The organism is Burkholderia sp. AW49-1 (assembly GCF_053427845.1).
On record NZ_JBSAXF010000023.1, the window covers coordinates 58282 to 77559 of the forward strand.

General features: G+C 64.5%; 22 protein-coding genes. 8 read left to right on the forward strand and 14 right to left on the reverse strand.

Annotation, left to right across the window (positions count from 1 at the left end; genetic code table 11):
• Positions 1-98 precede the first annotated feature (98 nt).
• Complete coding sequence (locus tag ACV22W_RS26350) at positions 99-1136, forward strand: NAD-dependent epimerase/dehydratase family protein (protein ID WP_448022477.1); 1038 nt, start codon at positions 99-101, stop codon at positions 1134-1136.
• On the opposite strand, the gene ACV22W_RS26355 is transcribed toward ACV22W_RS26350, so the two are convergent.
• Together ACV22W_RS26355 and ACV22W_RS26360 are read right to left on the reverse strand one after the other, a co-directional pair.
• Positions 1119-1307, reverse strand: coding sequence for a hypothetical protein (locus ACV22W_RS26355; protein ID WP_059527680.1), 189 nt, complete (start codon positions 1305-1307; stop codon positions 1119-1121). The two genes, ACV22W_RS26350 and ACV22W_RS26355, sit on opposite strands and share 18 nt — an antisense overlap.
• Positions 1308-1412: 105 nt before the next feature.
• On the reverse strand, positions 1413-2129 hold the full coding sequence (locus tag ACV22W_RS26360) for a pseudouridine synthase (protein WP_448022478.1): 717 nt from the start codon (positions 2127-2129) through the stop codon (positions 1413-1415).
• Positions 2130-2324: 195 nt separating this feature from the next.
• Here ACV22W_RS26360 and ACV22W_RS26365 point away from each other — a divergent pair, with 195 nt between their 5' ends.
• From ACV22W_RS26365 to ACV22W_RS26375, 3 genes are all read left to right on the forward strand, one after another.
• Positions 2325-2825: a DinB family protein gene (locus ACV22W_RS26365; RefSeq protein WP_448022479.1), complete on the forward strand. Its 501-nt coding sequence runs from the start codon at positions 2325-2327 to the stop codon at positions 2823-2825.
• A 199-nt stretch (positions 2826-3024) separates the two neighbouring features.
• On the forward strand, positions 3025-3798 hold the full coding sequence (locus ACV22W_RS26370) for an SDR family oxidoreductase (RefSeq protein ID WP_059450952.1): 774 nt from the start codon (positions 3025-3027) through the stop codon (positions 3796-3798).
• Between the two features lie 178 nt (positions 3799-3976).
• Positions 3977-4906, forward strand: coding sequence for a LysR family transcriptional regulator (locus tag ACV22W_RS26375; protein ID WP_448022480.1), 930 nt, complete (start codon positions 3977-3979; stop codon positions 4904-4906).
• A gap of 113 nt (positions 4907-5019) precedes the next feature.
• Here ACV22W_RS26375 and ACV22W_RS26380 read toward each other — a convergent pair whose 3' ends face one another.
• On the reverse strand, positions 5020-5907 hold the full coding sequence (locus tag ACV22W_RS26380; protein ID WP_448022481.1) for a LysR family transcriptional regulator: 888 nt from the start codon (positions 5905-5907) through the stop codon (positions 5020-5022).
• 104 nt (positions 5908-6011) lie between these two features.
• Between ACV22W_RS26380 and ACV22W_RS26385 the strand changes: the two genes are divergently transcribed.
• The gene (locus ACV22W_RS26385; RefSeq protein ID WP_448022482.1) at positions 6012-6902 is read left to right on the forward strand and encodes an alpha/beta fold hydrolase; all 891 of its coding nucleotides are present in this window, start codon (positions 6012-6014) and stop codon (positions 6900-6902) included.
• Between the two features lie 40 nt (positions 6903-6942).
• Here ACV22W_RS26385 and ACV22W_RS26390 read toward each other — a convergent pair whose 3' ends face one another.
• Together ACV22W_RS26390 and ACV22W_RS26395 are read right to left on the reverse strand one after the other, a co-directional pair.
• Entirely contained in the window at positions 6943-7842 is a 900-nt protein-coding gene (locus ACV22W_RS26390) for an SDR family oxidoreductase (protein WP_448022483.1), read from the reverse strand.
• A 44-nt stretch (positions 7843-7886) separates the two neighbouring features.
• Positions 7887-8624, reverse strand: a complete 738-nt coding sequence (locus ACV22W_RS26395; protein ID WP_448022484.1) for an SDR family oxidoreductase — start codon at positions 8622-8624, stop codon at positions 7887-7889.
• Between the two features lie 119 nt (positions 8625-8743).
• On the opposite strand from ACV22W_RS26395, the gene ACV22W_RS26400 reads away from it, so the two are divergent.
• The gene (locus ACV22W_RS26400) at positions 8744-9646 is read left to right on the forward strand and encodes a LysR family transcriptional regulator (RefSeq protein WP_448022485.1); all 903 of its coding nucleotides are present in this window, start codon (positions 8744-8746) and stop codon (positions 9644-9646) included.
• Between the two features lie 28 nt (positions 9647-9674).
• On the opposite strand, the gene ACV22W_RS26405 is transcribed toward ACV22W_RS26400, so the two are convergent.
• Both ACV22W_RS26405 and ACV22W_RS26410 read right to left on the reverse strand, forming a co-directional pair.
• Positions 9675-9842 carry a hypothetical protein gene (locus ACV22W_RS26405; protein ID WP_448022486.1) on the reverse strand — a complete coding sequence of 56 codons (168 nt, stop codon included), beginning with the start codon at positions 9840-9842 and terminating at the stop codon, positions 9675-9677.
• 884 nt (positions 9843-10726) lie between these two features.
• Complete coding sequence (locus ACV22W_RS26410) at positions 10727-11638, reverse strand: LysR substrate-binding domain-containing protein (protein WP_042976918.1); 912 nt, start codon at positions 11636-11638, stop codon at positions 10727-10729.
• 99 nt (positions 11639-11737) lie between these two features.
• On the opposite strand from ACV22W_RS26410, the gene ACV22W_RS26415 reads away from it, so the two are divergent.
• Complete coding sequence (locus ACV22W_RS26415) at positions 11738-12655, forward strand: DMT family transporter (protein ID WP_021162302.1); 918 nt, start codon at positions 11738-11740, stop codon at positions 12653-12655.
• Positions 12656-12836: 181 nt separating this feature from the next.
• A complete protein-coding gene (locus ACV22W_RS26420) occupies positions 12837-13286 on the forward strand; it encodes an NmrA family NAD(P)-binding protein (RefSeq protein WP_230944432.1) in 450 nt (149 codons plus the stop codon).
• Here the strand turns inward: ACV22W_RS26420 and ACV22W_RS26425 are convergent.
• From ACV22W_RS26425 to ACV22W_RS26455, 7 genes are all read right to left on the reverse strand, one after another.
• Positions 13180-13566, reverse strand: a complete 387-nt coding sequence (locus ACV22W_RS26425; RefSeq protein ID WP_230944431.1) for a hypothetical protein — start codon at positions 13564-13566, stop codon at positions 13180-13182. The genes ACV22W_RS26420 and ACV22W_RS26425 overlap by 107 nt on opposite strands.
• Before the next feature lie 353 nt (positions 13567-13919).
• Positions 13920-14495: a recombinase family protein gene (locus ACV22W_RS26430; protein ID WP_059454989.1), complete on the reverse strand. Its 576-nt coding sequence runs from the start codon at positions 14493-14495 to the stop codon at positions 13920-13922.
• Between the two features lie 159 nt (positions 14496-14654).
• Positions 14655-14846 (reverse strand): hypothetical protein, encoded by a 192-nt coding sequence (locus ACV22W_RS26435; protein WP_448022487.1) that lies wholly within the window; start codon positions 14844-14846, stop codon positions 14655-14657.
• Between the two features lie 168 nt (positions 14847-15014).
• Positions 15015-16892, reverse strand: a complete 1878-nt coding sequence (gene tssF / locus ACV22W_RS26440; protein WP_448022488.1) for a type VI secretion system baseplate subunit TssF — start codon at positions 16890-16892, stop codon at positions 15015-15017.
• A gap of 4 nt (positions 16893-16896) precedes the next feature.
• Positions 16897-18036, reverse strand: a complete 1140-nt coding sequence (locus tag ACV22W_RS26445; protein WP_448022489.1) for a hypothetical protein — start codon at positions 18034-18036, stop codon at positions 16897-16899.
• 11 nt (positions 18037-18047) lie between these two features.
• Positions 18048-18308 carry a PAAR domain-containing protein gene (locus ACV22W_RS26450; protein ID WP_151048986.1) on the reverse strand — a complete coding sequence of 87 codons (261 nt, stop codon included), beginning with the start codon at positions 18306-18308 and terminating at the stop codon, positions 18048-18050.
• Complete coding sequence (locus ACV22W_RS26455; protein WP_448022490.1) at positions 18305-19120, reverse strand: DUF6708 domain-containing protein; 816 nt, start codon at positions 19118-19120, stop codon at positions 18305-18307. Before ACV22W_RS26455 ends, ACV22W_RS26450 begins: the two co-directional genes overlap by 4 nt.
• Between the last annotated feature and the right edge of the window lie 158 nt (positions 19121-19278).

Genomic DNA, 19278 nt, shown 5'->3' on the forward strand with positions numbered 1-19278 from the left:
AATAGAACAAAATGTGGGGACCGTGCATGTCGGCACGGCAGCTACAATGCAAACCCGTTGCGCGCCGCGCAACGGTGGCTACTGATTTCGCAACCATCATGATCGCGACTCGAATCCTGCGCCGGCCGCGCGCACTGATCGTCGGCTGCGGCGACGTCGGCCTGCGCTGCGTCGCGCAATGGCGCGCCGCGCGCCGCAACCTGCGCATCATCGCGCTGACGAGCCATCCGGGCCGCTGCGACGAATTGCGCGCGGCAGGCGCGACGCCGATCGTCGGCGACCTCGATCGCCGCGCGACGCTCGGACGTATCGCGGGGCTCGCCCGCACGATCCTGCATCTCGCGCCGCCGCAATCCGACGGCCGCGACGATCGCCGCACCCGTGCGCTGATCGCCGCATTGTCCGTGCCTGCACGGCGGTCATCCGCGCCGCCGGTGTCGTCGGTCGGCCGGCTTCGCACGCTGCGTGCCACGACCCGGCAGGCCGGCGTGCCCGCGCGGGCAGCGCGTATTGTACCCGACGCCCTTCGCGCGCCGACGCTCGTCTACGCCAGCACGACGGGCGTATACGGCGATTGCGGCGGGGCGCGAATCGACGAGACGCAGCCGCTGCGCCCCGCGAATCCGCGCGCGTTCCGGCGCGTGTCGGCCGAGCGTCAGTTGCGCGCGGCGACGGCGCGCGGCGTGCTGTCCGCGCGCATCGTGCGCATTCCCGGCATCTACGCGGCGAACCGGCTGCCGCTCGCGCGGCTCGAGCGCGGCACGCCGGCGCTCGACGCGGCCGACGACGTCTACACGAACCATATCCACGCGGACGATCTCGCGGCGATCCTGCGGCGCGCGGCCGTGCGCGGCAAGCCGGCGCGCGCCGTGCACGCGTCGGACGACAGCGAACTGCGGATGGGAGAGTATTTCGACCGGGTCGCGCAGGCGTTCGGCCTGCCGCTGCCGCCGCGGATCAGCCGCGCGGACGCCGAGCATCGGCTCGAGCCGACGCTCCTGTCGTTCATGCGCGAGTCGCGGCGCCTGTCCAATGCGCGGCTCAAGGCCGAATTGTGCGTGACGTTGCGCTATCCGACCGTAGACGAATTCCTTCAAACGCTCGCGCCGCACGGCCCGTCAGGTGAGCGCCGGTAACGCCTCGATCAGCAGGAAGCACAGCAGCGCGCCGATCAGCGCGCCGATCAGGTTCGGATGATATTTGTGCTTCATGTGCATCGTGGCCAGCAGCCCGCCGATCACGATGGCGCCCACGACCGCGAAGGCGATCGTCACGTACGACAGTTCGAAAGAATGGTTGATGTTCATGATGTCTCCCCTGCATCGCTGCTCGTACAGCTTGTGATTTCAGTATAGCGGGGGATCGTGCGGCCGCGACGCGGCCGGACACCGAACGATCGTGCGGATTTTCCCTTACAGGGTTTTGACGGAATGGCGCAGGGCTGAAAGGTCGTCTTCCCCGAGCCAGCGCCATGCGCCCGGCGCCAGGTCGCCCGGCAGCGTGAAACCGCCGATGCTTTCGCGGTGCAGCGCCTCGACGCGGTTGCTGGCCGCGGCGACCATGCGTTTCACCTGATGATATTTACCTTCGAGGACGGTCAGCGCGAGCGCGTGCGTGTCGCGCGCGTGGGCGGCGACCGCTGCGATCGGCTTCGGCTCGCCGTGGAGCTGCACGCCGGCGCGCAGCGCGTCGAGCTGGGCGTCGTCGAGCGGGTGGCGCACGGTCGCGACGTAGGTCTTCGGCACCTTGCGCTTGGGCGACGTGTACGCGTGCACGAACTGGCCGTCGTCGGACAGCAGCAGCAGGCCCGTCGTGTCCTGGTCGAGGCGGCCGACGCACTGCACGCCGCGTGCGACGAGCGGCGCGGGCAGCAGGCTGAACACGCTCGCGTGGTGTTGCGGGTCGCGCGAACATTCGTAGCCGGCCGGCTTGTTGAGCGCGAGATACGCGCGGGCGTGGAACGGCCAGGCGGTGTCATCGACCGTGAACACGAGGCCGTCGGTGTCGAACGACGCGTCCGGGTCGGTCGCGCTCGCGCCCGCGACGGTGACGCGGCCCGTTTCGATCAGGCCGCGGCACTGGCGGCGCGAGCCGAAGCCCTGCGTGTAGAGAATGCTTTCGAGATCCATAGCGCGCGCATTCTATCAAGCGGCGCGCCGGCACCGGCACGAACTCGCCCGCGCTGGTAAGCTGCGGAGCGCTGGGCGCGACGCGGGGCACGTTCCTTCTTCACGGAAAGACGGTGTCAGCGCGAAATAGTGCCACGGCGGCGGCCGGTCCGTGCGAGGGTTGCCACCGTTCTCATCCGACACGGAGTTTGCCGCATGAATCCGACGACGCTCGACGCACTCGCCGATTTTCCCCGCCAGCTCGAAGCCCATTTCGCCGCCGTGCCGGACGGCTATGCACGCTGGACCCCCGACGACTGGAACGGCATCCCGAGCGAGCACTTCTCGCCGCTCGGGCAACTCTGCCACGTGCGCGACATCGAGGTCGACGGCTACCACGTGCGATTGAGGCGGATGCTCGATGAGGATCATCCGCTGCTCGTGTCGGTCGACGGCGACGCGCTTGCGATCGAGCGCCGCTACGACGCCGCGAACGCGTCCGACGTGCTCGCGGCGATTCGCGACGCGCGGCGCGAGACGCTCGACGTCGTGTCGCGCCTGACGCCCGGGCAGCTTGCACGCACCGGTGAATTCGACGGCTATGGCGCGCTGACCGTGCGCGGCCTCGTTCATTATCTGTGCAGCCACGACCAGCAGCATCTGGCCGGGATGCAGTGGCTGCTCGGCAAGATCGACGCGGCGCTTTACGCACGCTGACTCACGCGGGCGCGGTGGCGGTGCGACGTGTCGCGCCAGGGCCAAGCAGATTTCGCCGCCCGCGTCGGTGGGGTAGCCCACCATTCCGGAGGCCCGATTGGACCGTTTTTCTGGATAATCCATCCAGCCATGCCCGGCTGACCGGCGCGTCGCGCGTGCCTACACTCCTAGCTTCACCCAACGCAAAAAGGAGTCAACCGTGGCTACTCACACGCTCGCAGACAAGGTCGTCCTGATCGCAGGCGGCGCCAAGAATCTCGGCGGCCTGATCGCCCGGGATCTGGCCGGCCACGGCGCGAAGGCGGTGGCGATTCATTACAACAGTGCGGCATCGCAGGCACAGGCCGAAGAGACGGCCGCCGCCGTGCGCGCGGCCGGCGCGCAAGCCGCGACGTTCCAGGCCGACCTGACGACGGCCGCCGCGGTCGAGAAGCTGTTCGGCGACGCGAAGCAGCGCTTCGGAAAGATCGACATCGCGATCAACACAGTCGGCAAGGTGCTGAAAAAGCCGTTCACCGAAATCTCCGAGGCCGAATACGACGAGATGTTCGCGGTGAACAGCAAGTCCGCATTCTTCTTCATCAAGGAAGCGGGGCGGCACCTCGAGGATCACGGCAAGCTCGTCACGCTCGTGACGTCGCTGCTCGGCGCGTTCACGCCGTTCTATGCGGCTTACGAAGGATCGAAGGCGCCCGTCGAGCACTTCACGCGCGCGGCGTCGAAGGAGTATGGCGCGCGTGGCATCTCGGTGACGGCGGTCGGGCCGGGCCCGATGGACACGCCGTTCTTCTACCCGGCCGAAGGCGCCGACGCGGTCGCGTATCACAAGACGGCGGCCGCGCTGTCGCCGTTCAGCAAGACGGGCCTCACCGACATCGAGGACGTCGTGCCGTTCATCCGCCATCTCGTGACCGACGGCTGGTGGATCACCGGCCAGACGATCCTGATCAACGGCGGCTACACGACCAAGTAACGGGCCGTGCCGGCGGTCGTCGCGTGCGCGCGGCGACCTGCAATGGACCGTTTGCATGGACAATGGGCGGGCGCGCGGGCACAAGGCCGCGCGCCCATTTCTTCTGTGCCGCCGGGACGGCCGCGACGCGCGGCGCTTGCCGGTGACGGTCGTCCGAACCCACGTTTTCCGCCCGCCGATGGACAAGCTGGACCAGGTCAGGATCTTCCTTCAGGTTGCCGAGATGGGCAGCTTCATCAAGGCCGCGCATGCGCTCGACGTGCCGCGCGCGACGGTGTCGGCCGCCGTCCAGCAACTCGAGACCGCGCTCGGCACGCGCCTGTTGCACCGTACGACGCGGCAGGTGCAGCTGACGGCCGACGGCGCGCTGCTGCTCGAGCGCGGCCGGCGTCTGCTCGCGGAAGCCGACGAGCTCGACCGCCTGTTCCGGCGCCGCGATCGCGACGTGATCGGACGGCTGAACGTCGATGCGCCGAGCCGGATCGCGCGCCGCGTGATCGCGCCCGCGCTGCCGTCGCTGTTTCGCCGCTACCCGAAGTTGCAACTGTCGCTCGGCTCGACGGACCGCTCGATCGATCTCGTGCAGGAGGGCGTCGACTGCGCGATCCGGGTCGGGCGGCTCGCGGACAGCAGCCTCGTCGTGCGGCCGCTCGGGCAGTTCGCGCTGATCAACTGCGCGAGCCCCGACTACCTGCGCGAATGCGGTGTGCCCGAGCATCCGGATGCGCTCGCGCACGGGCACTGGGCGATCGGCTATGCGTCGTCGACGACCGGCCGCGAGCTCGGCTGGGAATACTGCGCGGACGGCGAGCACCACACACTGGCGCTGCCGAGCCGCGTGATCGTCAACAACGCCGAAACCTATATCGCGAGCTGCATCGCCGGAATGGGGCTGATCCAGATTCCGCGCTTCGACGTCGCGCATCTGCTCGACAGCGGGGCGCTGGTCGAGGTGATGCCCGGCCATCGGGCCGCGCCGATGGACGTGTCGGCCGTGTATCCGCATCGCCGGCATCGTTCGAGGCGGCTCAATGCGTTCGTCGAGTGGTTCGGCGAGCTGATGGCGGATGCATTGAACGACGCGGGTGCGGCCGGCCGCGGCGACTGAAGGCGGCGTCGTGCCCGCGCCCGTAGGCCGTTTGCCGGCCGGTGACTTCGATCGCGATCGGTGTCGGGGCGATACGGCACGTGCGGCACGTGCGGCCCTCGCGCCGCGCGCGCTCAGGCGGCGAACTGCCGCGTGCGCCCGGTCGCCCGCACGGCGTCAATCAGAGCGGCGCCGGCGCCGTCGGGTTTCGACGCGAAGGCGTAGAAGCGTGCGGCCGGCAACGCCGGCAGGCCGTCGTGCACCCCGCATTCGCGCAGGCCGTCGCGCAACTGGCTGCGCGCGAGCGCCGTGACCGCGAAGCCGGCGAGTGCGGCCGACACGCAGCCGGCCATGCTCGCACTTTCGAACAGTACGCGAAAGCGCCGCAGCGCGGCCGCGAGCGCGGCCACCGCGGTTTCCCGGTACACGCACGGCTCAGGAAACAGCGCGAGCGGCACGTCGCTTTCGGCGTCGAGCGCCGTATCCGACGCGAACGCCCATACCAGTGGCTCTTCCCACAGCAATTCGCCCGGCGCGTCGACCTGCCGGCATTGCTTGCCGAACACGACGTCGAGCCGGCCCAGCGTCTGCTCGCGCAGCAGCGCCGCGGTGATGCCGACCTTCAGTTCGATCGACGTGCGCGGATGGCTGTCGCGGAACGTGCGCAACACCTGCGGCAGCCACGTTCCCGCGAAGTCCTCCGACGCCCCGACGCGCAGCGGGCCGTGCGCCGGCGCGCCGCGCAGCCGCGCGCGCACTTCGCGCTCCATGTCGACGATGTTGCGTGCGTATGCATACAGCGTGTCGCCGGCCGGCGTGAGCGCGACGCGACGCGTGGTGCGCGCGAGCAGCACCGTGCCGGCTGCCTGTTCGAGCCGCTTGATATGGCCGCTGACCGCGGACGGCGTCAGCGCGAGGCGTTCGGCGGCCGGCGCGAAGCCGTGGCGGTCGACGACTTCGAGGAAAGTACGCAACAGCGCGATGTCGAGCGTGGTTGACGCGGGGTCGGTCAGCGATTCCATGGGTGATTCAGCGTGATATTCGAAGAATGAATGATGATACGCCGCGAATCGTGATGAAAGGCGGGTCTACCATTGGACATTCAAGCTGACTCACCGGAGTGCACATGACCGCTTATCGATATGCGACGACTGCGTCGCTCGAACTCGCCTATCTCGAATGGAACCCGCGCGGCGAACGCGTGGCCGTGCTGCTGCATGGCTGGCCGGACAGCCCGGTCGGCTGGGAAGCCGTGGCCGAAACGCTGGCCGCGCACGGCTACCGCGTGCTCGCACCCGCGCTGCGCGGCTTCGCGCCGACCCGTTTTCGCGATCCAGCGACGCCGCGCAGCGGCCGGCTCGCGGCGCTTGGTCGCGACCTGCTCGAATTCGTCGATGCGCTCGGCATCGAACGGCCGGTCCTGGTCGGACACGACTGGGGCGCACGCGCGGTGGCGAATGCGTGCGGGTTGCGCGACGGCGTGGCCTCGCATCTGGTGATGCTGTCGGTGGGGTACGGCACGAACGACCCGGCCCAGCCGCTGTCGCTGCCGCAGGCGCGCAATTACTGGTACCACTGGTACATGGCGACGCCGCGCGGCGAGCAGGCGCTGCGCGACGATCGCCGTGCGTTCGCGCGCATGATGTGGGACACGTGGTCGCCGGCCGGCTGGTACGACGCGCGCGACTTCGATGCGGCGGCGACTGCCTTCGACGGGCCGGACTGGATCGACGTGGTGCTGCATTCGTACCGTTATCGCTGGGGATTCGTCGACGGCGGGACTGCCTATGCGGAAGACGAAGCGCAACTGACGCCCGCGCCCGTGCTGCCGGTGCCGACGCTGGTGCTGCACGGCGGCGCGGATACCTGCAACGGCCCGGAGACTTCGGCCGGGCGCGAGCGGTTCTTCAACGGCCGCTATGAACGCACCGTGCTCGATGGCGTCGGGCACTTTCCGCAGCGCGAGGCGCCGGCGGTGGTCGCGGACGCGATTCTACGGTTCTGCGAGCGCGGTTGACGCGCCGGCCGGCGCAGCGCGCAGCGGCGCTCAACCTTGCTCAACCGCCGACGCGGGGAGCCAGCAAATCGGCGAGCCCGATGTTCCTGAACATTTCGCGGCGGATGCGATCGCCGATGCGAAACACCTCCTCCGCGCCGTCCTGCGACGGATCGACGAATACACGGTAGGGGCGCTTGCCGGCCGGTGCCGCGACGAGCTCGGCAATTGCCGTCGCGACGGCGCCGGCGTCGGCGTCCGCCGGTTCAAGCGCGGCGAGGCCGCTCAGCGCCTGATCGGCGACGCCCGCGTACGGCCCGCTGTCGTAGGCAGCTTGCACGGCTGTATCGACCGGCTTGCCCGCATGGAGGAAGTGATTCGTGCCGCGGGTGAAAGCGCCGGGCACGACGATCGACGTTTCGATGCCCCAGCGGGCGAGTTCGGCAGCGTAGGACACCGCGAGCGAGTCCATCGCGGCTTTCGCGGCGAAGTAGGGCGCAAGGAACGGCGGGGTGCCGCCGCGCGCCGACGACGACGAAACCCACACGAGCAGACCGCCCCCCTGGCGGCGCAGGTGCGGCAGCGCTGCGCGGTTGACGCGCTGGGTCGACACGACGTTGACGTCGTAGAGCTGCGTGAGCTGCTCGGGCGTGAATGCTTCGGCCGGCCCGAACACCATGTGCCCGGCGTTGTGAACGACGACGTCCAGACGGTCGTTGTCGGCGATCACGCGGTCGATTGCTGCGCCGACCGATGCATCGTCGCCGACGTCGAGTTCGACGCTGCGCAGGTCGACGCCGTGTTCCCGTGCATAGGCAGCGGCGGCGGCGACGCGCGGCGCATTGCGCCCGGCACTCTCGCGCATCGACGCGTAGACCGTGTGACCGGCGCGGGCGAGCGCCTGGGCCGTCAGCAGGCCGAAGCCGCTGGACGCGCCGGTGACGAGGACGACTTGCTTCATGAGTGATCTCCTGGCGGAAAAGTGCGGCGGTTGCGAGCGGTCCGTCAGCACATGCCGCCGTTGGCGCGCAGGATCTGACCGTTGATCCATGCGCCGTCCGGGCCGGCAAGGAACGCGACGACGCGCGCGATGTCGTCGGGCTGGCCGAGTCGCTCGAGCGGGTTGAGCTTCGCGAGCCGATCGACCAGTTCGGGGCTCTTGCCCTGCAGGAACAGCTCGGTCGCGACAGGCCCCGGCGCGACGGCATTCACGCGGATGCCGCGTCCGCGCATTTCCTGCGCGAGCACCTGCGTGAGGCTTTCGACCGCCGCCTTGCTCGCGACGTACACACCGTAAGTCGGCATGCGCATGCCGATCACGCTGGTCGACAAGTTGATGATGCGTCCACCGTCGCGCACGCGCCTTGCCGCTTCGCGGCATACGTTGAACGCGCCTTTCACGTTGATGGCGATCGTTTCGTCGAAGAGCGCATCGTCGCAGTCGGCGATCGCCGCCAGCTTCATCACGCCCGCGGAATTGACCACCACATCGAGGCCGCCGAATGCCTCGTGGGCGGCGTCGAACAGCGCGGCCACGGCCGCCGGGTCGGCGACGTTCGCCTGCACCGCGACGGCATGACCGCCGTCGGCGACGATCGCATCGACCACTTCGCTGGCCGGCCCGGCGCTGCCGGCATAGTTGACGACGATCCGGAAACCGTCACGGGCGAGCTGGCGGGCGATTTCCGCACCAATGCCACGCGACGAACCCGTGACGAGGGCGACCTGTTCCGATGTGCTCATTTCCTGCTCCTGATGAGGGTTGAATGCCGTTCGATCCGGCGACAGGACTACTGTAGGCTTCCTCGATAAATAAAAATAATGAATAATGATCAGCTAATGAATGACTAAAAGTATGTCTTATGGGATTCGACAGCAGGCTGCTCAGCGGTATCGGCGTGCTCTCTGCGGTGATCGAGGCTGGCACTTTCGCGCGGGCGGGCGATGCGATGGGGCTGACTCAACCGGCGGTGAGTCGTGCGGTCGCCCGGCTGGAAGAACGCGTCGGCATCCGGATTTTCAACCGCACGGCGCGTGCGATCACGTTGACCGACGAAGGGCGACGCTTTTACGAGGCAGTCGCGCCGCTGATGGCCGGCATCGAGGAGGCGGCGCTCGACGCCGGCCAGTCGAAGGCGCGCGTGAGGGGGCGGCTGCGGGTCAACGTGGACGGCACGTTCGGCCACTATGTGCTCGCGCCGCGGATGGCGGAATTCCTCGACCGCTTTCCCGACCTCGCGGTCGAGATCAGCGTGCGGGACCGAATGGGCGACCTCGTCGCCGACGGCTTCGATGTGGCAGTGCGCTTCGGCATCCCGGAGCCGTCGTCATATCGGGCGCGACTGCTGCTCGAGACGCGCGTGCTGACCTGCGCGTCGGCCGCCTACCTCGCACGTCATGGCGAACCGCGGCACCCTCGCGATCTTGCGGACGGTCACCAATGCGTGCTGATTCGCGATCCGGTGACGGGGCGACCGTACGAATGGGAATTTCACCGCGGCAAGGAAGTCGTGCCGGTCGACGCCGCCGGCCGGCTGACGGTGAACGACACTGGCGGGCTGCTCGGCGCGTGCCTTGGCGGCGTCGGCATTGCGCAATTGCTGGAACTCTATGCCCGCGACGTCCTGGCCGAAGGGCGGTTGATCCAGGTGCTGCCGGAATGGGCGGACGAGACGTTCCCGCTCTATGCGTATCACCATGCGTCGAACCTCGTTGCCGCGAAAGTGCGGGTATTTCTCGATTTCGTCCGCGAGTTGATGACCTGAACGCGTCGGGCGGCAGAACGCCATCGATTCACTCGGTGCGGTGCGGAATGCTGTCCGGGAACGGGTAGGGTGCGTGCGGCCCCGGCCACTCGGGCACGGGCGGCGCGCGCAGCAGGTCGCATCCGCCGAGCATGACCGACAGCAACGCGGCGAGCGCGCCAGCGCAAATCGGGTGCGACATCGCACGCATGAACATGGCCGGCCTCCGCGCTCGCGTTTCATGCTCGTTGGACCGGCGCGCAGCGTTGCGCATTCGCATGGCGGGCGGCAAAAACAAAAAACCCGCGAAGCGGCGAGCTTGCGCGGGTTTCGACAGGGGCAGCGCATGACGCTGCGAAATACTGGTGCCAGGGCCGGAATGAAATAATTCTCTGTGATGCCCGTAGTGTAAGGGCATCGCTTGTTGGGTGTTGCTGAGTTGCCCCCAGAGTTGCCCCCCGCGCTTTTGGCAGCCGCAGAATTCATATCGCTCTGCTGCGTGTGCCGTTCGGGCGAGGTCGTTCAGAAGATACCGACGGGCGTATCGGCGTAGGCTCGATCAGTCGAAGGCCCGTGCCGTGCGGAACGTTGCTGTGCCGCCGGAAGCAAAAATATTTGGAGATTTGGAGATAGACGGTTGTATCGGGCTGTAAGCCTTGTCTGGTAAGGCTGTGGTTATCTCCAAGTCTATCTCCAAAGTACACATTTTCTTGGAGATAAAGTTGGAGACAGGCTGCTTAGCCATGGGGCCCGTACGACGACGTTGAGAGTTGCCCCGCCTTCTGGAACGCTGCGCGCAAAGAACGCCCCGCGCGCCCACACCCCCGAGCCGCCGTCACGCTAGAAAGTTACTTTGCAACCGTCGCATCACGTCAGTGATTGGCACGAGCAAGCGCGGCATAATCGCGACAAGATTGGTGATTCGGGGGCTGAGATGTGCAAGTCCAGACCTGATCTCTCAGTCGGAGGCAGATCAGGTCTGAGATTGCGTGGACGTCACCTCATCAAGGCCCGTGATCGACCCATTGTTGCCGGTCGGAATCGCATTATCCGGCGTCGGCATTAGAGCCGACAGCAGTCATTGAGACAATAATTCGACGGCTAGAAATAGCCTCCACGCTGCGCACATCCCCTGGCGATGCTGTCGGTAAACCACGCCTTGAGCAATTGAACCGCCTGTTTGGTTGCGGCACTGGCGGGATGGACGAGGTAGTATCCGGCGTCCAACGCAAGCGCATTATCGAATGGCTCAATCAGTTCTCCACGAGCCAGTTCCGCTTCTACCAGCAGGGGGCTGGTAAGCACAACGCCTTGCGCGCGCACTGCGGCGTCGATCGCTATCAACGACTGGTCGAACCGGATACCGGTAATGGTTTCGATCTGCGAACCGTCGAGACCGCTGAATCGAGCAAGCCACGTGGCCCAGTGCGGGTGTAGCGTGTTATGGAGCAGTGTCGCCGTGCGCAAATCGTCGGGGCGCTTCAATCGGCGCTGCTTCGCGTATGCCGGATGGCAATACGCGCGTGCCTCGTCATGGCACAGCAGTTGAACGGATAGTCGTGCATCCATCCCGTCGAAATGCCTAACCGCGAGATCGACGCCATCCAGTTCGAAGTCGACCATCGTTGTCGATGTGCTCAGGCTCAGCGCAATCCCGGGGTTTGCCTGCAGGAAGTCGGCCATGCGTGGGGCGAACCACTTGGCAGCGAAGCTCGGCGGCATCGACAACCGCACGCCGCTACCGCGACGCTCACGAATGCGATGGCTCGCGTGAATAAGCTCTGCCAGGGCGGGTTGAATCTGCGCGAAGTAGGCGCGACCATCCTCTGTGGGCGTTACCTGCCGTATCTGGCGCACGAACAGGGCAACGCCGAGCCATTCCTCAAGCTTCTGAATCTGCTGCCCTATCGCACCGGGCGTCACGTTCAGTTCCCGGGATGCAAGAGTAAAACTGCCGTGCCGCATGGCAGCTTCGAAGGCAGGCAGGGCTTTCAGCGGAGGAGTCGATCGCATAGCTCAGTTTTTCTATTTCATAGTCGACATTAAATCATTTGTAGAGCAAGGTGGTGCGGAACACAATCGGGACTTCATCCGCTTTCCTGGTGCGCTGACATGAATCCCGCCTATTTCGCCTTCGCCGCCCTCGGGTTCATCTGGGGCACCAATTTCCTGTTCATGAAGTGGGCGAGCGTCGATCTGGCTGCCAGTCAGATCGTCTTCCTGCGCGTGCTTTTCGGCTTCATCCCGCTGCTCACGGTCGCGCTATTCACTAAGGCGCTCAAATGGCGCCATCTTCGGCACGCTCACCACTTCGTGGTGATGTCGCTGCTTGCGACCGTGATTTACTACTATGCGTTCGCGAAAGGGGCCGGGCTGCTGTTCTCGAGCATCGCCGGGATGCTAAGCGGCGCCATCCCGCTTTTTTCCTTCCTGTGCGCATGGGCACTGCTGCGCGAGGAGCGCCCGAACGCGCGAATGATCGCGGGCATCGTCTGCGGATTCGTCGGCGTACTGCTGATCGCGCGTCCGTGGAATGCGCACGCGGCTGGCGTCAACCTGCTCGGAGTCGGCTATATGATCGCTGGCTCGCTCAGCGTGGGCTGCTCGTTCGTGTACGCGCGCCGCTTTCTTTCCGGCCTGGACCTCTCACCGCTCGCGCTGTCGACGTGGCAGATCGGCTTCGCACTGGTCCTGATCGGCTGCGTCACGGATTTTCACGGCATCGTGCGTGTGACGAGCGATGCGCGAGCGCTGCTCGGCCTCGTGCTGGGACTCGGTCTGACGGGCACCGGGATCGCTTACATCCTTTATTACTTCATCGTCGGACGGCTCGGAGCAGTGGCCGCGTCCAGCGTGACGTACATTCCACCGGTCGTTGCGTTGCTGATGGGTTCGTGGCTTGCGCAGGAACCGATCGGCGCAGTCGAACTGTTCGCGATGGGCGCAATCCTCGGTGGTGTGTTTCTGCTGCAACGTGGCCGGCAACCACGCGCAGTCGCGGCGCGCGGTCCGGCGAAGGCGGCCGGTTAGAGCCGCAGTGTCGTATGAATGCTTCGATGAAATATCGCGCAGACCGCAATTCGGCATCTCGACAGAAGTTCACGGGCGAGTGGTCGGCGTACCGGTGCCCGATGCCATATGAAGCTGACATCCGTGCCATCGGCGCGTAGCGGTCGGCAAATCTATCCAACTCATACCAGCGTAAACAAACATGTCTTCACGGGTCCCCTCGACCATATTCGTCATCGGTGGAACGGGCGCACAGGGATTGCCCGTCATCCGGGCGCTCGTCGCCGACGGCAAATATGCCGTGCGCGCCTTGAGCCGAGATCCTGAATCGCGACGGGCCATCGAGCTATCCACTCTGGGGAACGTCTCGATCGTGAAGGGCACGTTTGCCGATGAAGCGGTCCTGCGTGATGGTTTTCGTAATTGCAGCGCAGCGTATATCAATCTCGATGGATTCAACACCGGGGAGAAGACTGAACCGCGCCGGGAGTCGAGGAGGCTGGTTGGTTCAAATTCATGCATACGCATCAGCCTCCGCTTTAGCGTCAGATCAGCCGAACGACCGTGTCGTGCATGGAACCTTCCGCCCAGATGTCCTGGTACTTGTCGAGTAGCGCGGCGTAGTCGCGATCTGCCATCAACTTTTCGTTGACCTGCTGCATCTTGTCGAGGCTCTGCGAATCGAAATGCCAGTGAATATTGGAGCAACCGAATTGTTCGGCGCCGAACCTCATGTCGAGCGCGTAGCTCTTGTTGAGGTGGGCGGTGACTTCTGATGCGAAAGCCAATGCCGACGGTAGCGCCGCAGCGTTCTTGACCGTTGCCGTGCGGATAAATCTGTACATATTCGCTCTCCCAAAACGTTCATCAACCTGACGCGACGCAACTGATGCGGCGCGGCTGCGGCAGCGCATCATCGGGATGTCGCGCACACCGCCTCGTCCATGCTAGGAGGCTGTCTTTCCAAGCCCTTGAGATAGCTCAACGTTGGCGTTCTATTCGATCTTTCCGGGGACTCTGCCGAGCTCGTCTGTCCGACGGCTCCGGGCGCTAGTACGGTACGGTGAAGTCAGGTTGATGCTGGCGATGAGAAATCGTTGTCGCCGCACCGGCCAGATTGGTTCGGATCAGAAATGTCGGGTATGGAGCGCAATTCAGCCTTTCGAATGTTCAGCTGATAGCAAAGGAGGAATGGCCGAAAGTGGCCGAACTGAGCCAGACAACCTGTCTGCTTGGTCTGCTGAGCCGGGCTCTAGCAGGGCGTGAGTTGAACGGCGCGCGCCGCTTAGACTGCGTCGCGTACCCGCATGATCGTCTGGCGGCTCGTGCCAAATCGCCGAGCAAGCGCGGCCACGCTTGCCCCCGCGTCCAACTCGCGCAGCACGTCCGCCCGCTGCTCTTTTGACAGGGCGGACGGCCGCCCCATCGCCTTGCCTTCCGCCTTCGCGCGAGCGATACCAGCGTGCGTGCGCTCAATCAACAGATCCCGCTCGAATTCGGCCACCGCGTTCAACACCTGCATCGTCATCCGGCCGGCCGCGCTAGTCAGATCGACGCCGCCCAGGGCGAGACAATGAACCCGGATACCGCGTTCGGCCAATCCCTCGACCGTGGCCCGCACGTCCATCGCATTGCGGCCGAGTCGGTCGAGCTTCGTCACGATCAACACGTCGCCTTCTTCCATCTTGACGAGCAACTGCGCAAACCCCGGCCGCTGATCGGCGCTTACGCTCCCCGAAATGCTTTCCGACACAACGCGGCGCTTGTCGACCGAGAAGCCGGCCGCCTCGATCTCTCGTAACTGGTTCGCGGTGGTCTGGTCGGACGTACTGACACGGGCATAGGCAAAGGTTCGGGACATATCGGGCACTCAATCTGTACGAAATGGACGTCCGAATGTAAGGTAATGTCCAAAACATTTCAACCCTTATTTACGGACAGGGCAAAATGCCCCTGTCCGCAAGGGATCGGTTTCGGATAGATTCGGTCGGGCATAACTTGTGACCGGCGGGCGGTGTCGTCAGTCATCGCGCTTCACCAGATGGACGCGTCCGAATGGATCGTGCAGCGGCGTCGCCTTGTCGCGGCGAGCCGGGACGCCGGCATTGTGATACCGGAGCAGCGCCGCTACCGCACGCGCGGCCACCGGATACGCGAGTCCCTGGGCGTGCTCGGCCTCACGATAGGTTGCGCCATCCACCAGTAGCCGCACGCGCCATCGCCACACTACGCGCGGAGATGCTGCGCACCCATGCGTCGACGTTCGCTTGCAGCTCTGACCAACGATTCGAACTCGATTGCCGTGAGATGCGGCAAATAGGGGTAGGCCGTCGTCACTTCGCACCTGTATCCGGAGGATATGGATTAGACCGGCTCGCGCTCAGATCGGCGGCTGCGTGCCGGGCGTGGCCGCACCTCGCCTCAGTTCCTGGCCGGTCTGCGCCGAACGGACCACCAGTTGGACATAGCTGTTCGTCGGCCCGTACGGTGCGAAGAACCGTTCGAGCAGTTTCGTGAACACGACCAGGCTAACTTCGCGCAGCGCGGTCTCGTCGAACGACAGCATGATTTCGGTGCCGCGCACGAACGACGGAAACTGACTATCGAGCGACATCCATTTGATCGCCGGCTTGTAGTCCAGATCGGTGATCGCGTCGATGCAGCGCTGCGCGAGCGGTGTCGTGCGCACCGCGTGCAGCCGCATGAATGCTTTCAGGGCCGGTAGCCCGTCCCGCGTCAGAACCAGCGGATGCGGCGATAACGTCGACAGCACACGCCACAACGCGCCGTTGCCGCGCGGCAGCTCGGCCGTCAATGTCGGTCGAGTGATCAACTGAATCGGACAATCCAGCGCCTTGCTTTCGAGCAGCAAATCGCCCACCGCATTGCCGATCGACAAGCGTGCCGGCAAGTCGCGATTTGTCACCGTCGTCACCACATCGATTTGAGGCAGCTTTGGCCGGGCCGACTGTCCGTCCAGCCCGACCAGCGACAGCATCATGGTTTGACGACCGGGCGATCCCGCGTCGCGATCACGAAACGCGACCCAATAGACCGCCGCCGAATCAGGGCGTGGATCGTGACTCAGCGCCTGATAGGGTCGCACCAGGGTTCTAGGTCGATCACTATCGAGCGACACGTCCTCGTCTTTGTCCTTCTTCTTGGAGAGTTCGCCCAGATAGACGGCGTCGACTGAATACACGCCCAGCGGCGAATGTTTCGCCAGTCGCATGGGCTGAACCGGATAGGCATCCTGCCCCTTCAACACAATGGGCTGGGCCGGTTGTGAGAATAGATTCACGACGGGCGTGCAAAACAGCTTGAACGCCGTTGCGTCGACCGACGCGAGCGCCAGCGCAGCGATCGAATCGGCAGGTGTATCGCGCAATACGACATGCAAGGTCAGTTCCCGAGCTTCACTGGTGCTTGCTGCCCGCCACACACGGCCGATGTCGAGATCGACGAAATCGAACAACTGGGGAAACGCGAAGTATTCCAGCAAGTAGCGGTAGGTGGTCGCAGTGCGGCTGGTGGTTCGGCTGCCCGGCAGCAAGCGATCTGTATCGGCGAAACCGACCGGTTCAAACGGCACCTTCGATATGGCCCGCCAGCGCCCACATTGATCGACCTCAACATACGCGGCGGCCGCGCGCAGCAGCAAAGCATCCAGCAGCGACGAGACAAACGGCCGCTCGCCAGAAAGGTAGACCCGTATGGGGCCGTCAGTAATGGCCGCCGTGAACGGGCCGGCGGCCGACGTGAAACTGATCGACAGCACGCCCGTTGCGTCGGCCGGCAATCTCACGGCCGACGGTGCCAGCGTCGTCGGTGCATACCGTGCGAACCGGATTTGTAGTGGCGAGATGGTCACGTCGTAGGCCGATCGGAATCGCACCGGGGCCGTGCGCGCATTCAACTCCACGCCACGCAGCACGACGACCGGCTCTGTCAGTTGACCGACGATCGCCCGTGGTTCGAATCGGACAATCGCGCACGATGGCACCGTGCGCAGATAATGCGGGTAGACAACCTCAAGCAACGCCTCGGTGAATTCCGGATAGTCGTCGGCCAGCTTCGAATCGAGGTGCGCGGCAAGAAACGAAAAGTTCTGAATCAGACGCGCCACATGCGGATCGTCGGTCCGGCCGCTCTGGATGCCGAGCCGAGCGGCGATCTTCGGATAGCGGATCGCGAAATCGCCCAATGCCCGCGCGAACAACCCGAGTTCGTATTCGTAATGCGACAGCAGGTGATCCATTCAGCTACAGTCCCAGTCGGTCGGGACGCACCAGCGTTGGGCCGACGAAGACAAGTTTGCGCAACGCCGCTTGTGGGCCGTATGGCTGCATCCGGAAGTGCGGCCGCCGCCAGTGGCCACTTACTTCGCGCTGCGCGCTGTCCGATGAGACTGATCCGGTTGCCTCGGCGTCGAGAATCGCAGGGCCGACAATATGTCGATCGTAGAGCTGTTCGATTTCCGCGAGTCGCTCCGCGCGCTTGCGCTTGCCGAGCCCCGGAAAGTGTCGCGGCGCGTTCGAATAAGCGCGATCATGGACCACCTGCGCATCACGTGCGTTGAGGTACAACAACATCTTGATCGCGTAGTCCAGGGCGTCGCGCCAGAACCGCTGAGCATCAGGCGGATCGGGCATTCCGTCAGCCGCAGGCCGCTGGAACAACTCGTCCACCAATTCACGGATCGTCTTGTCGGGGTCTTCCAGCGGCAGCGTAATCGAATCCATCGTCGCGCCGTCATCAGGACCGCCGGCCATTAGCCATGTCGCAAACCCGATCGACCGGTCGTTCTTGAAAATCGCGATCGCCTCAATGTCGCCGGCCTGTTTCCAGCGGGTAGGTTCAGGAATGATGCACAGCGTATCGGTCGGCATTTTGAGCATGCCGATCGGCACATCCTCCGCGATATAGGCGGCGTCGAGCAGGCGGTGCAGCGGTGGGGTAGGCTCGTAAAAAGCTCCTTTGCGTACCTCGAATGCCAGCCACACGGCGCTGTATTGAGCGACCCCGGCGAGTACGTCGGCCGGGCGGCCGTCAGCGCCGTGCGGCAAGAGGTCCCGCGAAAAGCGATCGAAATAGCGCGTCAGGCGCAGGATACCGTGCGAGCGCAGCATCTCGGTGAGCGTCGGCGACGCCACTCGGTCTGTTGCGGTTCGCAGCGCGTCCCACGCGGCGAGCGCACCGGTAACCCGATAGCGAACCGGTCCAGGCAGGCGAGCAAGCTTCGGATCGGTGACGGCGTCGCCCGAGCGCATCAGCGCGGTCACAAGGCGCTGACGGATGTCGGCACGCAGTGCTTGGCGCTGGGCCTCGGATATCAAGACGGGGTTGCGTGACGACGCACCCGGCAAAGTTACTTTGTCCATCCGACCTGCCGAACCGCTCATGCGTGATACCTCTATTCCAGCGACGAAATCAGTCGCGCCCCGCACTCCGTCAGATCGTCGTGAAAGGCGACCGGCGTGCCGTGGTGATTGCGCGTGCTGTTTTGCGGAATGATCCTGAACTGGCCACCGCACTGCGGACACCATGTCAGATGCCCCTTCAGCGCGACCGGAACGCCAAGCGCAGTCAAATCCTCGCTCGCGGTAATCACTTCGCCGCCATGGGTCGTCTTGTCATGCAAGCGAATCACACCGCGTCCGCTTTCGTCTTTCATATCAATTTCGCGTCGCGTTGATCTTGGGGGGTATCGAGCCACGACGCAGCATAACGCGTCGCGTCGCCATCTCCAGTCCAGTCTTCGACGCGAGCCTTAGGATTGATCGGGTAGTCGCCGCGTCGTCGTGCCATCACTGTGTCGCTCCACCCGACTGGCGTGCCAGCACGTGGTTGTCTATAGGAATCTTCAGGATTGATCTCACTGATGCGCTCAATCGATTTCGGCCAGATTGGATTCCTGCTGGTGACGTTGGCAAGGATGCGCATCACCGTGAAAATGAGGATCAACGGCATCATAACGACACGGAAAATCGCGGGCGCGTCCATCCCGATACCGTAAAGCGAGAATAGGAACGATTCGCGCGGCGTCTCGTTCTCCGTGTGAAACAACATCGGCTTGGGCAGACCGTTCGGCCCCTCGTTCATAAACTTGCACCAGTAGTTCCACTGAGCAAGTGCCAACTCAACCTCAGCGGCCGGCATCCATCCGCGACCGATCGAGAAAACCCGCGTCACATTGCCGTGGTCGTCGACCGTGTAATGGCGGATGTGGAATAGCTCGCCGAAGGTCGACATCTCGCGATGCAGGCAAAAAATGGAATCGGACGACCAAGGGGCTTCCCACACCACATCACCTTCGCCTGGCCTGGCGAAGAAACGACGTTTACGGACTAGGTACAGCTTGCGCTCACCACGGTGAAATCGAATCGGACGATATCTAAGGCCAAAGAGCAGGCCGCGACCAGCGGCCCAAGCGCCCACTGCACATGCGATAGAAATCACGAGCGCCATGAAATTGAAAATAGTCATCCAAAAATCGGGGGCGCTTGGGCCAGCATGCATTACATAATATATATACGGACCGACACTTATACAAATAAAAGCAAACACTGAAGCAGCTATTGACCAATGCTTTTCCAGCAGAGATGGCTCGGTAACGTCCATATAGGCCGAGTTGATCCGAAAGA

Coding starts and splice junctions, on each gene's coding strand:
- ACV22W_RS26455 (WP_448022490.1), bottom strand. CDS start 19,120: ATGACTATTTTCAATTTCATGGCGCTCGTGATTTCTATCGCATGTGCA.
- ACV22W_RS26410 (WP_042976918.1), bottom strand. CDS start 11,638: ATGCGATCGACTCCTCCGCTGAAAGCCCTGCCTGCCTTCGAAGCTGCC.
- ACV22W_RS26365 (WP_448022479.1), top strand. CDS start 2,325: ATGAATCCGACGACGCTCGACGCACTCGCCGATTTTCCCCGCCAGCTC.
- ACV22W_RS26360 (WP_448022478.1), bottom strand. CDS start 2,129: ATGGATCTCGAAAGCATTCTCTACACGCAGGGCTTCGGCTCGCGCCGC.
- ACV22W_RS26355 (WP_059527680.1), bottom strand. CDS start 1,307: ATGAACATCAACCATTCTTTCGAACTGTCGTACGTGACGATCGCCTTC.
- ACV22W_RS26445 (WP_448022489.1), bottom strand. CDS start 18,036: ATGAGCGGTTCGGCAGGTCGGATGGACAAAGTAACTTTGCCGGGTGCG.
- ACV22W_RS26450 (WP_151048986.1), bottom strand. CDS start 18,308: ATGAAAGACGAAAGCGGACGCGGTGTGATTCGCTTGCATGACAAGACG.
- ACV22W_RS26400 (WP_448022485.1), top strand. CDS start 8,744: ATGGGATTCGACAGCAGGCTGCTCAGCGGTATCGGCGTGCTCTCTGCG.
- ACV22W_RS26420 (WP_230944432.1), top strand. CDS start 12,837: ATGTCTTCACGGGTCCCCTCGACCATATTCGTCATCGGTGGAACGGGC.
- ACV22W_RS26380 (WP_448022481.1), bottom strand. CDS start 5,907: ATGGAATCGCTGACCGACCCCGCGTCAACCACGCTCGACATCGCGCTG.
- ACV22W_RS26405 (WP_448022486.1), bottom strand. CDS start 9,842: ATGTTCATGCGTGCGATGTCGCACCCGATTTGCGCTGGCGCGCTCGCC.
- ACV22W_RS26415 (WP_021162302.1), top strand. CDS start 11,738: ATGAATCCCGCCTATTTCGCCTTCGCCGCCCTCGGGTTCATCTGGGGC.
- ACV22W_RS26375 (WP_448022480.1), top strand. CDS start 3,977: ATGGACAAGCTGGACCAGGTCAGGATCTTCCTTCAGGTTGCCGAGATG.
- ACV22W_RS26430 (WP_059454989.1), bottom strand. CDS start 14,495: ATGTCCCGAACCTTTGCCTATGCCCGTGTCAGTACGTCCGACCAGACC.
- ACV22W_RS26385 (WP_448022482.1), top strand. CDS start 6,012: ATGACCGCTTATCGATATGCGACGACTGCGTCGCTCGAACTCGCCTAT.
- ACV22W_RS26350 (WP_448022477.1), top strand. CDS start 99: ATGATCGCGACTCGAATCCTGCGCCGGCCGCGCGCACTGATCGTCGGC.
- ACV22W_RS26395 (WP_448022484.1), bottom strand. CDS start 8,624: ATGAGCACATCGGAACAGGTCGCCCTCGTCACGGGTTCGTCGCGTGGC.
- ACV22W_RS26390 (WP_448022483.1), bottom strand. CDS start 7,842: ATGAAGCAAGTCGTCCTCGTCACCGGCGCGTCCAGCGGCTTCGGCCTG.
- tssF (WP_448022488.1), bottom strand. CDS start 16,892: ATGGATCACCTGCTGTCGCATTACGAATACGAACTCGGGTTGTTCGCG.